This is a genomic window from Actinoplanes subtropicus (assembly GCF_000721705.1).
Classification (GTDB): Bacteria; Actinomycetota; Actinomycetes; order Mycobacteriales; family Micromonosporaceae; genus Actinoplanes; species Actinoplanes subtropicus.
In genome coordinates, this window is sequence record NZ_JOJL01000021.1 from 420,953 (window position 1) to 433,626 (window position 12,674).

The 12,674-nt window shown below is 71.8% G+C and carries 10 protein-coding genes and 1 pseudogene; 1 reads left to right on the forward strand and 10 read right to left on the reverse strand.

Annotated elements, in window-relative coordinates:
* Positions 1 to 164: 164 nt before the first annotated feature.
* Positions 165 to 317, forward strand: a complete 153-nt coding sequence (locus IH26_RS60125; protein WP_157437448.1) for a hypothetical protein — start codon at positions 165 to 167, stop codon at positions 315 to 317.
* A gap of 89 nt (positions 318 to 406) precedes the next feature.
* On the opposite strand, the gene dnaE is transcribed toward IH26_RS60125, so the two are convergent.
* The 10 genes and pseudogenes from dnaE to IH26_RS0129285 form a co-directional block, all read right to left on the reverse strand.
* Entirely contained in the window at positions 407 to 3,940 is a 3,534-nt protein-coding gene (dnaE, locus tag IH26_RS0129240) for a DNA polymerase III subunit alpha (protein ID WP_030439462.1), read from the reverse strand.
* Positions 3,941 to 4,017: 77 nt separating this feature from the next.
* A complete protein-coding gene (locus IH26_RS0129245) occupies positions 4,018 to 5,409 on the reverse strand; it encodes a MinD/ParA family ATP-binding protein (RefSeq protein WP_030439463.1) in 1,392 nt (463 codons plus the stop codon).
* A 234-nt stretch (positions 5,410 to 5,643) separates the two neighbouring features.
* Positions 5,644 to 6,615 carry a hypothetical protein gene (locus tag IH26_RS0129250; RefSeq protein WP_030439464.1) on the reverse strand — a complete coding sequence of 324 codons (972 nt, stop codon included), beginning with the start codon at positions 6,613 to 6,615 and terminating at the stop codon, positions 5,644 to 5,646.
* A gap of 17 nt (positions 6,616 to 6,632) precedes the next feature.
* Positions 6,633 to 7,517, reverse strand: a complete 885-nt coding sequence (locus tag IH26_RS0129255; protein WP_245665604.1) for an RluA family pseudouridine synthase — start codon at positions 7,515 to 7,517, stop codon at positions 6,633 to 6,635.
* Positions 7,518 to 7,555: 38 nt separating this feature from the next.
* Positions 7,556 to 8,170, reverse strand: a complete 615-nt coding sequence (lspA, locus tag IH26_RS0129260) for a signal peptidase II (protein WP_084599163.1) — start codon at positions 8,168 to 8,170, stop codon at positions 7,556 to 7,558.
* Positions 8,143 to 8,562, reverse strand: a complete 420-nt coding sequence (locus tag IH26_RS0129265; protein ID WP_030439467.1) for a TraR/DksA family transcriptional regulator — start codon at positions 8,560 to 8,562, stop codon at positions 8,143 to 8,145. Before IH26_RS0129265 ends, lspA begins: the two co-directional genes overlap by 28 nt.
* A 322-nt stretch (positions 8,563 to 8,884) precedes the next feature.
* Entirely contained in the window at positions 8,885 to 10,474 is a 1,590-nt protein-coding gene (locus tag IH26_RS0129270) for a potassium/proton antiporter (RefSeq protein ID WP_030439468.1), read from the reverse strand.
* A complete protein-coding gene (locus tag IH26_RS0129275) occupies positions 10,471 to 10,770 on the reverse strand; it encodes a DUF167 domain-containing protein (RefSeq protein WP_030439469.1) in 300 nt (99 codons plus the stop codon). The genes IH26_RS0129270 and IH26_RS0129275 overlap by 4 nt, the downstream gene beginning before the upstream one ends.
* A gap of 824 nt (positions 10,771 to 11,594) precedes the next feature.
* Positions 11,595 to 11,783, reverse strand: a pseudogene (locus IH26_RS64660) (hypothetical protein); the annotation flags it as partial.
* 45 nt (positions 11,784 to 11,828) lie between these two features.
* Positions 11,829 to 12,644, reverse strand: a complete 816-nt coding sequence (locus IH26_RS0129285) for a DivIVA domain-containing protein (protein WP_030439471.1) — start codon at positions 12,642 to 12,644, stop codon at positions 11,829 to 11,831.
* Between the last annotated feature and the right edge of the window lie 30 nt (positions 12,645 to 12,674).

Here is a 12,674-nt window from a genome sequence, read left to right on the forward strand (position 1 = left end):
ACGAAGGGGCGCCAGACGAAGGGCCGCCAGCGGAAGAGTCCCCGGATGAAGGGCCGCCAGCGGAAGAGTCCCCGGATGAAGGGGCGCCGGCGGAAGAACCGCCAGCACTGGGCCGCGCACCACCAAACTCAGGGCCGCCCGCACCGCCGAACGCGGAGCCGCCCATGGCGGCCGCCGGCGAGGGGCCGGCCGCGGTGGGATCGTCGTGCGCGGCGCCCAGCGCGGTGGCGTCGCCGCCCGCGGGGCCGAGCGCGGTGGCCGGGTCGGCCGGTGGGCCGGAATGCTGCGCCGGCTCCGGGCTGGGGGCCGACTCCTGACTCGGGTTCACCCTACGATCCTGCCAGGTCGTGGCGGCCATTGCCGCTTGTGCCCCGATCGACCCCCGCCCACCAGCGTTTTCCCGTCGTCAGGCGACCGCGGACGGGCCGAGGATCATCTTGAGGTCGGCCCGCAGCGCCGGCGTCGGCGCCACCCGCACCGCGCCCAGCCGCAGCACCGTCGTCCGGCTGCCGTTCTGCAGGTGGACGTGCACCTCGGAGTCGCCGGGGTGGCTGGTGAGGATCTCCTTGAGCTCGGAGACCAGCGGCGGCGTACACCTGGTGATCGGCATGGTCAGGGTGACCGGCTTGCTGTCCGGGTTGTGGCTGATGTCCGGCAGGGACATGTCCATCGCCATGATCCGCGGCGTGTCGTCGCGGCGGTCGACCCGGCCCTTGACCACCACGATCGCGTCCTCGGCGATGTACTGGCCGATCACCTCGTACGTATTGGGGAAGAACAGCGTCTCCACCCCGCCGGCCAGGTCTTCCAGCGTGGCCGACGCCCACGCCCGGCCCTGCTTGGTGATCCGCCGCTGCACGCCGGTGAGGATGCCGGCGAGCGTGACGACCTGCCCGTCCGGTACCGAACCCTCCTCGTTGAGCGCCGCGATCGACGTGTCCGCCGCGTTCGCCAGCAACTGCTCGAGGCCCGCGAGGGGGTGGTCGGAGACGTACAGGCCGAGCATCTCCCGCTCGAACGCCAGCTTGTCCCGCTTGTCCCACTCGCTCTCGCCGATCGGCGGCATCGCGACGGTCGCCGAGGAGCCGCCCATGGTGTCGCCGAAGGCCCCGAAGAGGTCGAACTGGCCGGCCGCCTCGTTGCGCTTGACGTCCGCGTACGCGTCGATCGCCTCGGCGTGCACGGCGAGCAGGCCCTTGCGGGTGTGCCCCATCGAGTCGAACGCGCCCGCCTTGATCAGCGATTCAATCGTCTTCTTGTTGCACGCGACCGCGTCCACCTTGGACAGGAAGTCGTAGAAGTCCTGATACTCGCCCTTTTCTTTACGGCACCGGGCGATCGCCTCGACCACGTTGTGCCCGACGTTGCGGACCGCGGCCAGGCCGAACCGGATGTCCTTGCCGACCGGGGTGAACGGGCCGGCGGACTGGTTCACGTCCGGCGGGAGGACCTGGATGCCCATGCGCCGGCACTCGGCCAGATACATCGCCATCTTGTCCTTGTCGTCGCCGACGCTGGTCAGCAGGCCGGCCATGTACTCGGCCGGGAAGTGCGCCTTGAGGTACGCCGTCCAGTAGGACACCAGCCCGTACGCCGCGGAGTGGGCCTTGTTGAACGCATACCCGGCGAACGGGACCAGCACGTCCCACACCGCCTGGATCGCCTCGTCGGAGTAGCCGCGCTCGCGGCAGCCGTCCCGGAACGGGATGAACTCCTTGTCGAGGATCTCCTTCTTCTTCTTGCCCATCGCCCGGCGGAGCAGGTCGGCCTGGCCCAGGCTGTACCCGGCGAGGATCTGCGCGGCGCGCTGCACCTGCTCCTGGTAGACGATCAGACCGTACGTGGGCTCCAGGATCTCCCGCAGCGGCTCCTCGAGCTGCGGGTGGATCGGCGTGATGTCCTGCAGCTTGTTCTTCCGGAGCGCGTAGTTGGTGTGCGACTCGACGCCCATCGGACCGGGCCGGTACAGCGCCAGCACGGCCGAGATGTCCTCGAAGTTGTCCGGTTTCATCAGCCGCAGCAGCGACCGCATCGGGCCGCCGTCCAGCTGGAACACGCCCAGCGTGTCGCCCCGGGCCAGCAGGTCGTACGCCGCCTGGTCGTCCAGCGGCACCTGCAGCAGGTCGAGGTCGCGCTCGTGGTTGAGCTTGATGTTCTTGACCGCGTCGTCCAGGATCGTCAGGTTCCGCAGGCCCAGGAAGTCCATCTTGAGCAGGCCGAGCGTCTCGCAGGTCGGGTAGTCGAACTGCGTGATGATCACGCCGTCCGAGGCCCGGCGCATCAGCGGGATGTGGTCGATGATCGGCTCGGCCGACATGATCACGCCGGCCGCGTGCACGCCGGTCTGCCGGATCAGGCCCTCGATCCCGCGCGCGGTGTCGATCACCTTCTTGACGTCCTGGTCCTGCTCGTACATCGTGCGGATCTCGCCCGCCTCGCTGTACCGCTTGTGCTCCTTGTCGAAGATGCCGGAGAGCGGGATGCCCTTGCCCATCACATCCGGCGGCATCGCCTTGGTGATCCGGTCGCCGACCGCGAACGGGTAGCCGAGCACCCGGGCGGCGTCCTTGATCGCGGCCTTCGCCTTGATCGTGCCGAAGGTGGCGATCTGCGCGACCTTGTCCTCGCCCCACCGGTCGGTCACGTACTTGATGACCTCGCCGCGCCGGCGCTCGTCGAAGTCGATGTCGACGTCCGGCATCGAGATGCGCTCGGGGTTGAGGAACCGCTCGAAGATCAGGCCGTGCGGCAGCGGATCGAGGTCGGTGATTCCCATTGCGTACGCCACGAGCGAGCCCGCCGCCGACCCACGCCCCGGGCCCACCGCGATCCCGTTGCGCTTGGACCACTGGATGAAGTCGGCGACCACGAGGAAGTACGACGGGAAGCCCATCTGGATGATGACGCCGAGCTCGTACTCGGCCTGCTTGATGTGCGTCTCGGGGATGCCGTCGGGGAAGCGGTTGCGCAGGCCCTCGAAGGCGACCTCGCGGAAGTACTCCTCCTCGCTGCGGTCGGCCGGGATCGGGAACCGGGGCATCAGGTTCTTGAAGGTGAACATCCCCTCGGTGTCCACCTTCTCCGCCACCAGCAGCGTGGTGCGGCAGCCCTCCTGCCAGGCCTCCGAGGAGTCGACCGCGCGCATCTGGTCGGCCGATTTCACGAAGTAGCCGTTGCCGTCGAAGCGGAACCGGTTGGGGTCGGCGACGTTGCTGCCGGTCTGCACGCAGAGCAGCACGTCGTGCGCCTCGGCCTGAGCCTCGTACGTGTAATGCGAGTCGTTGGTGACCAGCGGCCGGATACCGAGCTTCTTACCGATCTCCAGCAGGCCGTCGCGGACCCTTTTCTCGATCGAGAGCCCGTGGTCCATGATCTCGAGGAAGTAGTTGTCCTTCCCGAGCGCCTCCTGGTAGATCGCCGCCGACTTGAGCGCCTCGTCGAACTGGCCGAGCCGCAGCCGGGTCTGCACCGCGCCGGACGGGCACCCGGTGGTGCCCATGATCCCCTCGGCGTGCTCGGCGATGATGTCGAAGTCCATCCGGGGGTACTTGCCGAGCTGGCCCTCCATCGACGCCCGCGAGTTCAGGCGGAAGAGGTTCTTCAGGCCGACCGCGTTGCGCGCCCACATCGTCATGTGGGTGTACGCGCCGTTACCCGAGACGTCGTCGCCCTTCTGCTCGGGGCGGCCCCACTTGATGCGGCTCTTCTCCAGGCGGGACTCGGGCGCCACATACGCCTCGACGCCGATCACCGGGATGAGCTCCGCGGCCTTCGCCTGGGTGTAGAAGTCGTACGCCCCGTGCATGTTGCCGTGGTCGGTGATCGCCGCGGCCGGCATGCCCAGCCGCTTGGCCTCGCCGAGCAGTTCCTTGACCCGGGCGGCCCCGTCGAGCATCGAATACTCGGTGTGCACGTGGAGATGCACGAACGAGTCAGACACCCCGGGCCCCCTTAAGTTGTACGGACCCCGGCGACTCTAGTCGGCAGGTACGACAGAAACGAGAGGGCTCGCGGAGGTCACTCGGCGAACGGTTCGATCATCATCGAGGCCGCGCGGAGCCACGCCTGCTTGGTGTCCGGCTGAAGCTCCTGGTACTCGATCGACGACCCGACCTCCAGGGACGGGTCGTACGGAACGATCGCCACGCCCCGCGTACGGGTGCCGAAATGCTTGGCGAAGTCGTTCAGCATCGGCAGCGGCCCCGGCGACGGGCAGGAGATCAACGTCACCGCGTTCGACACCAGGTCGCCCATGCCGCTGTCGTCGAGGACGTCGAGCATCCAGTCGGCGGTGAACGCGGCGTCCTCGCGCGGCACCGTGGTGATCACCAGCTGGTCGGCCTGGCGCATCACCGTCTGCCAGTTGACGCTCTCCACGTTGTTGCCGGTGTCCACGCAGATCACGTCGTGGGTCCGCCGCAGCAGGTCCATCACCCGGCGCACGGTGCCCTGGTCGAGCCGTGCGGCGAAGCGCGGGTTCTCCTCGCCGGCCAGCACGTCGTACGACCCGTCGGAGGCGTGCCGCAGGTAGCCGTCCAACTCGCTGAGCAGCCCGTCGCCGTGCAGCGACTCGATCTGCGTCAGGTCGGCCAGCAGGTGCTTGATGGTGCGCGCGTGCCGGGCGCTGCCGGCCCGCAGGCCGAGCGTGCCGCGCAACTCGTTGTCGTCCCAGGCGAGCACGCCGCGGCCGCGGACGCTGCCGATGGTGGCGGCGGCCAGCACGGTCGCGGTGGTCTTGTGCACGCCGCCCTTGGGGTTGGCGAAGGCCAGCACGCGCGGCTTGCCGAGCTTGCGCCGCAGCACCGAGACGGCGTTCTGCATCTCGTCGTCGGGCCGGGTCTGCCGCCACTCGATGCGGGCGCCGGTGGTCGCGGGCGAGATCGGCGCCGGGGCGGGCGCCGGGGCCGGCGGGCGCACCGGGGCGGCGGCGGAGGCGCGGATCTGCGGATAGTCGCGCTGCGGCGGCGGCACGGGCTGGAGCGGCGGCGCGGGCGGGGCGACCGGGGTGGACCGGACCGGGCTGGGGCTGAAGTAGCTGTGCGGCTGCTCGGCCGGCGGCGCGGGCGACTGCTGCGCGGGCTGCGCGCGGCCCTGGCGGCGCGGGTCGAGCGGGTTGATCGGCCGCTGCATCGGCCGGGACTGCTCGAATCCCGGCGGCGGGGGCGGCGGCTGCGGCTCGAAGCCGTGCTGCGGCCGCGGCTCCAGCGGCGGGCGCGTATCCAGCGGGTTGTACGGCCGGCGGGTCGGCAGCGGCTGCCCGAACTCCGACGGCGGGGCGGTGGCCGGCGCCGGCGGCGAGGACGGCTCCTCCTCGGTCGCGCCGCGGCCATGCCGGGCCCGGTCGAGCAGCGCCCGCCAACGCGGGGCTGGTTCCGCAGGCCGGCCCCAGCCGGTCTCGGTCCCATCCACGGCTCGTCCTCCCTGCCCTTACTCCCGGTCGATGCCGGCGCTCCCGGTGATGCCGACGGCTGCCCGTTGCCCCTGACAGGCTACGGAGCGAACCCGATTCGGGCCACTGCCCAACCGACCATCCCGGTCATTCTCCTCGATCGAGACTCAGCGCCACCATGGTGCTCGAGTGGCCATCCGTACGTTTCGCGGACGAGAGAACTAACGGGCGGACGGCGCTCGAGGTGCTGTTGATCACGAGCCGGCCGGCTCCTGAGCAGCACTCACGTTTGTCGCTGAAGGTACGGCAGTGCGCTCCTGCGGTGCCGCGGCTGACGGATCGGGCAAGGGGTCGGCGCTCGCCGGTGAGTCCGATGTCACAGGGAGCCCGGACGAAGACAGTATCGGCGCGGGCGTCCGGGAGGCAATGGCTGAACCGGCGTTTGGCACAGGAACCGGTGATCCGCTCGGTTCCGCCGGAATAGTCCCGTCCTGCTCGGGCAGCGGCGGCCGGAACTCGGCCCGATCGAGTTGCCGCACCTCGGGGGCGGGATCGACCACCCGCACCCCGGGCCGGTCCGCGACCACCCGCAACGCGGCCGGGGCGGCGCGGACCACGGCCGCGAAGACACAGGCACATCCGGAGCGGTACGCGTCGGCCTCGGCCCCCGCCGTGTCGGCCGCCGTCGCATAGGCCTGCCGGGCCCGTACCGCGTTCGGCCCGTCGCCGGTCACCCGCCGGCCCAGCTGTTGATACTCGGCCCGTTCCTGGTCGCGCTGGAGGGCCGCGTCGAGCATCCCGGACAGCGCGTCGGCGGGCAGCCGGTAGACCGGGATCCGCACCACCTGGGTCTGCCGCCCGGCCAGCGGCACCCGGGTGTAGACCTGGGCCACGGCCGCGCCGTCGAACACCGGCGCCAGCGCACCCGGCGGCAGGTATTCGTTCAGGCTGACCAGCGCCCAGGTGTCCCCGGAGGGCGGCGCCGACGGGTCGGTCAGCGCGGCCAGCTCGGAGCGGGAGTTACGCAGGTACCCCGCGACCGCCTGGCCCTGCACGACGCCGACCTGCACCAGGTCGCCCGGGGCGCCGGGGGACGCGTCGTCCCCACGGCTCGCGGCGATGGCGGCCAGCAGCAGGGCGAAGGCCGAGACGACGGCGAGGCCGATCACGGCCCGCAGCGCCAGCGCGCCCAGCACCGGCTGCCGCACGGGTTCGGCCGGGCTCACGTCTCAGCTCCCCGAGATCAGCTCGCGTCCTGAAGGACGTCCAGCGCGTACTTCAGGTCGTCAGGGTAATCGCTGACGAACCGAACCTCATCGTGCGTTCGGGGGTGGAGGAACCCCAATTCTCGGGCGTGCAGCCACTGCCGGTTCAGCTCGAGCCGGGCCGCGAGGGTGGGGTCGGCGCCGTACGTGAGATCGCCGACGCACGGGTGGCGCAGCGCCGAGAAGTGCACCCGGATCTGGTGGGTGCGGCCGGTCTCCAGCTTCACGTCGACCAGGCTGGCGGCCCGGAACGCCTCGAGCGTGTCGTAGTGGGTGACGCTCGGCTTGCCGGTGGACATGACCGCGTACTTGTAGTCGGCGGTCGGGTGCCGGTCGATCGGGGCGTCGATGGTGCCGCGCAGCGGGTCGAGGTGGCCCTGGACCACGGCGTGGTACCGCTTGTCCACCTCGCGCTCCTTGAAGGCCCGCTTGAGCACGCTGTACGCCAGCTCGCTCTTGGCCACCACCATCAGCCCGGTGGTGCCCACGTCCAGCCGGTGCACGATGCCCTGCCGCTCGGCGGCGCCGCTGGTCGCCACGTTCTGCCCCATCGCGGCCAGGCCGCCGAGCACCGTCGGGCCGGTCCAGCCGGGGCTCGGGTGGGCGGCCACGCCGACCGGCTTGTCCACCACCACGATGTCGTCGTCGCTGTAGACGACGGTCAGCCCGGTCACCGGCTCGGCCACCACGACCGGCGCGGTGACCGGCGCGGGCAGCGTGACCTCGAGCCAGGAGCCGGCGGTGACCTTGTCGGACTTCGGCCGCGGATAGCCGTCGACCAGCGCGTCACCCGCCTCGACCAGGGTGGCCGCGGCGGTGCGGGACAGCCCGAAGAGCCGGGAGACGGCCTGGTCGAGCCGCATGCCGTCGAGCCCGTCGGGGACCGGAAGCGAGCGCTGGGTCACGCTGGTTCGGCTTTCTCTTTCTTGCGTACGGCCTTGGTGCCGTCCCGCTGCCGGCCCATGAGCTCGAGCAGAACGGCCAGGCAGACGCCCACGGTGAGGCAGCTGTCGGCGATGTTGAAGACCGCGAACTTCTCCGCGTACGGCGCGAACGCGCTGATCATGTCGACCACGTGGCCGCGGAACGGGCCGGGCGCGCGGAACAGCCGGTCGGCGAGGTTGCCGAACGCGCCGCCCAGCACCAGCCCCAGCGAGACCGCCCACGGGACCGAACGCAGCTTGGTCGCCATCCAGCAGATCCAGCCGATCACGACCAGGGTGATCACCGGGAACACCCAGGTGTGCCCGCTGCCGAAGCTGAACGCCGCGCCGCTGTTGCGCAGCAGCGACAGGTAGATCAGGCCGCCGAGGATGCGCACGGGCCTGCCCTCGGTCAGGTGCTCGGTGCTGAGCCATTTCACCCACTGGTCGAGCGCCACCGCGAGCACGGCGGTGGCGACGAGCACGGTGAGGGCGCGGCCGCTGAAGCCGGGCCGGGCATCCGGCTCCGGCTGCACCGCGGTCGCGCCGGAAGCCTCGTCGGCGTTCAGCGTCGTTCCTCCAACTGCTTGCAGGTCACGCAAAGAGTAGCGGAGGGGAATGCGGCCAGCCGCTCGACCGGGATGGGGTTGCCGCACCGCTCACACCAGCCGTAGTTGCCCTCGCCGAGACGCTCGAGGGCCCGCTCCACCTGGTTGATCCGTTCGAGCAGGTTGTTGGCGAGGGTGATCTCCTGCTCGCGCTCGAACGTCTTGGTGCCGGCGTCGGCCTGGTCGTCGCCGGCCGAGTCGGCGAGCCGGTCCCGCTGCAGCTCGGTGATCTCGGTGAGCGACTCGTCGTACTCGCTCTGCAGCTCGTCGCGGCGCTCGACCAGGGCCACCCTGATCTTCTCGGTCTCGGCCGCGGTACGCGTCCGCTTCGTGGCCTTGGCGGTCGTAGCGGTGCTGGTGTTGGTTGCCTTGGCCATGGTCGCTCCCTCGGCCACGCCCCCCGGCGCGGCGATCAGCGGGTCTTCGGACCCGGGCCGGGTCCGCCTCAGTTGTGCCGGTCGCATCCCCTGAGCGCCCGGCCCGCACTCCGAAGGGGGCAGCCCACGCGCCCGGACGCCGCCGTAGATCTTGCCCCACCTGCGCAAACGGCGCGGCCGAACGGTCAGCCGCGCACTCCGGAGGGTGGCAAGGATACGGAACGTATCCAGCAGCGACAACAATTGCTCACGATCTTGCCTGGCCAAACCTCATCAAAAGCCCCAGTCGGATACCAGACCGTTCCGGATTAGGACAGGTCCGCTATCGACCGGCCGGCTCTTCGCGGCCGTCCTCGCCGAACCAGCGGGCCAGCCGGCCGCGGCGGCTCACCGCTCGCAGCCGCCGCTCGGCGACGTCGCGCGCGGCCGCGGTGGCCACAATGAGCATGGCGTCGCCCGTACGCAGGCGGGTGTCCGGACCCGGCACGAAGCCGGCACCGTCCCGCACGATCAGGGTGACCGACGCGCCGACCGGCAGCCGCAGCTCGTCGATGTGCACGCCGGCCAGGCGGGAGCCGGGCGCCACGTCCAGCTGCAGCAGGTCGGCGGCGATGTTCTCGAGCGGCGCGGTCTCCACGTGGATCTCGGCGGGCTCGGCCGGCGCGGTCACCCCGAGCATCCGGGCGGCCGGGCCGAGCGTGCTCGCCTGCACCAGCGTGAAGATGATGACCAGCACGAAGACCGCGTCGAACAGGCCGTCGGCGCCGGGCGTGCCGGCCGAGAGCGGGATGGTGGACAGCACGATCGGCACCGCCCCACGCAGCCCGGCCCAGGAGAGGAACGCGGTCCCCCGCCAACCCACGCGAAAACGTTCCGGCCGGCTCCGGCCCCGAGCGGGCCGTCCGAAGGATCGGGCGCGGGCGGGCGCCCAGCCGCGCACCGGGCGGGCCAGGACGGCCGCGACCACCACCGACAATGGGCGGGCCAGCAGCACCAGGGCCAGGCCGACGACCAGCGCCGGGACCAGCGCGCCGCCCAGCCGGCCGGGCGAGGCGAGAAGGCCGAGCAGCACGAACAGGCCGATCTGGGCGACCCAGGCCAGCCCGTCGGCGAACCCGAGGACGGCCCGGCGGTGCGGCAGGCGGCCGTTCCCGAGCACCACCCCGGCGACGTAGACGGCGAGGAAGCCGGAGGCGTGCGCGACCGCCCCGGCCGCGTACGCAAGAACCGTCAAACCGACCGCGGCGATCGGGTAGAGCCCGGCCGACGGCAGCGCCGCGTGCCGCAAGGTCCAGCGCCCGGCCGCGCCCACCGCGAACCCGATCGCCGCGCCGGCGGCCAGCTCGTAGCCGACCATCAGCACCTCGTACCACCAGGGATGGTCGACCGCCGCGGTCGCCGACAGCAGCACGACCAGCAGCACCACCGGGGCGTCGTTCAGGCCGGACTCGGCCTCCAGGGTGGCCACCAGCCGCGGCGGCAGCCGGAGCCGCCGCAGCGTCGCGAAGACCGCGGCGGCGTCGGTCGAGGAGAGCACGGCGCCGTAAAGCAGCGCCAATCGCCAATTAAGACCCAAGATCAGATGTACGCAGATACCGACCACGACGATGCTGACCGCCACGCCGATCGTCGCGAGCGAGGCGCTGAGCCCGAGCACCGGCCGCAGCGCGCTCCACCGCGCGGTCAGGCCGCCCTCCGCGATGATCACGATGAGCGCGCAGAATCCGAGCGTACGGGTGAGCTCGGCGTCGTCGAACCGGATGCCCAGCCCCGCCTCCCCGATGACCATGCCGAGGGCCAGGTAGACGAGCAGGCTGGGCAGGCCGAGCCGGGTCGACAGGCGCACCGCGGCCACCGCCACCAGCAGCACCGCGGCGCCGATCAGCAGCGCGATGTCCAGATTGCCTGTCACGTGCCGTCACGCAGCGCGGCCAGCCGGCTGAGGATCTCGTCGCCGGCCGGCACGGTGAACACCTTGTCCCGGCTGGTGGCGCCGATCTTGAGGGCGACCTCCCCGGCCCGTACGCCGAGCGCGCTCGCGAGGGCCTTGCGCACCGCCTCGGTGGCCTTCCCACCGACCGCGGGCGCGGCGACCGCCACGATCAGCGCGGGCCCGTGCGGGCCGTCGTAGCGGCCACCCACCCGATTCCGCCCGGCACCGGGCCGCACTCGCACCGCGACGGACTGACCGGGACCGTGGTTGACCATGCCTCATTCTGGCCGGTCAGAGCCGGCCGGCGGCGCTCCGCTCCGCGGCAATCGCCGACGGTGCGGCCCGTCCACGGTCAGCGACGAGCCGCCGTGGAGACGAGCCGGTCGACCGGGCGGCACAGGCCGCACGGGCTGAAGCCGAGCTCGACCGCCTCGTTCACCGGGATCGGCTCGGTGAGCTTGCCGACCAGATGCGGGCAGTCGGGGACGTGGTAGCGCGGCCGGCCGTCGACGACCAGCACCTCGCTGTCGAGCCGGGCCACCTGGACCGCGTCGGCCGGGCTGACCTTCTGCGGGAGCGGCTCGTCGGCCGGGTCGTCCTCGTCCGCCTCGTCCAGTCCGGCGTCGAGATCCGCCGCCCCGCCGGTGGCCATGGCCTCGGCGTGCACCGGCTCGGGGCGGCGCCAGGCGTGCTCCTCGGGGTTCCCGCTGCGGGCCGCGTTGATCGCGTCGGCGGCGAGGTCGCGGTCAGGCCCGGCCTCCGGGATGGACGCAGCCTTCGGGGTCGGCGAGCCCTCCTCGCGGCGCGCCGCCGAGGCGGCCATGCCGGCGGCGGCGTCGCGGAGGCCGGCCTCGAAAGCCTTGCGCTCGTAGTCCGGAGCGTCGTAATCCCGGGCGTCGCGCTGGTACTCCCGGTCCCGGACGGGCTCCGGCTCCAGCTCGTCGTAGTCGTCGTAGGCGACCGGCTCGAGCTGGACAGTTTCCCGCCTGTCCGACAAATCGGACTCGGCCGATTCGGCCGCGAAGGTGTCGCCGACCGGGGCAAAATCGTCCATGCCGCGCCCGGGCGACGCGGACTCGGCGGCAAACTCGGGCGCCGCGGCCTCCGGCGTCGTCCCGGTCGCGGCGCGCCGGGCGGCGCCGCTCTGCCGGGCGCCGACGACCAGGGCGATCGCGGCCAGCAGGCTGGCCACGATCGAGCTGATCAGCAGATCGCTCGACCCGCCGGTGAGGCCCAGCACGAGCAACGTCACCGCGACGAGGATGAGCAGCAAACTAGCAACGATCATGGCTCATCCTCGTCGGGTTCCGGAGGTCTTCCTGCGGGGCCGGCGTCAGCGGCCGGACTCGATGGCGCCGGTGCGGGTGCCGCCGTACGAGCCGGCCAGGCCGGCCGCGGCGAGCCCGCCGGAACCACCGACCGCGCGTTGCGAGTCGGCCCGGGTGAGCTCGGCCTCGAGGCCCTGCCCGCGACCGTCGAGGTCACGCAGCTGGCTCTCCAGGTACGCCTTGAGGCGCGTCCGGTACTCCCGCTCGAACTGCTTCAGCTCCTCGATGTGCTTCTGCAGCGCCGACCGCTTCGCGTCCAGGCCGCCCATGGCCTCCTGGTGCCGCTGGCGGGCGTCGCGCTCGAGCGCGTCGGCCTTGGCCCGCGCCTCGCGGGTGACCTCCTCCGCCTTGGAACGGGCGTCGGAGAGAAGCTTGTCGGCCTCGCGACGGGCGTCGGCCACGTGGTCGTCCGCCGTGCGCTGGGCCATCATCAGCACGCGCAGGGCCTGCTGCTCACCGTCGCCACTGCCGCCGCCGGGAGCGCCGACCGGGCCCTGGGCCCGCACCTGCTCCAGCTCGGCCTGCATCTGGCGGGCGGCCTGCTCGGCCTGTGCCTTGTCCCGCTGGACACGGTCCAGCTGGGCCTTCACCTCGTTGAGCTCGGCGGCAAGGCGGGGGTCGGCACCCGAGACGGCTGGCGCGCCACCCCGGCCACCGCGCTCCACCTGGGCGCGAAGCTCGTTGTTCTCCTCGATGAGACGGGCGAGCTCGCGCTCGACCTCGTCAAGGAAGGCGTCGACCTCCTCCTCGTCGTACCCCCGCTTGCCGATCGGGGGCTTCTTGAAGGCGACGTTGTGCACGTCGGCCGGGGTCAGCGGCATCGAAACTCCTCGGGTCAGTCGCGGCCGCGG

Excerpts from the sequence above, each read along its gene's own strand:
- IH26_RS60125 (WP_157437448.1), top strand. The coding sequence starts at position 165 with ATGGCGGCCGCCGGCGAGGGGCCGGCCGCGGTGGGATCGTCGTGCGCG.
- IH26_RS0129255 (WP_245665604.1), bottom strand. The coding sequence starts at position 7,517 with ATGCGGCTCGACCAGGCCGTCTCCCGGCTCTTCGGGCTGTCCCGCACC.
- IH26_RS0129265 (WP_030439467.1), bottom strand. The coding sequence starts at position 8,562 with ATGGCCAAGGCAACCAACACCAGCACCGCTACGACCGCCAAGGCCACG.
- IH26_RS0129275 (WP_030439469.1), bottom strand. The coding sequence starts at position 10,770 with ATGGTCAACCACGGTCCCGGTCAGTCCGTCGCGGTGCGAGTGCGGCCC.
- IH26_RS0129285 (WP_030439471.1), bottom strand. The coding sequence starts at position 12,644 with ATGCCGCTGACCCCGGCCGACGTGCACAACGTCGCCTTCAAGAAGCCC.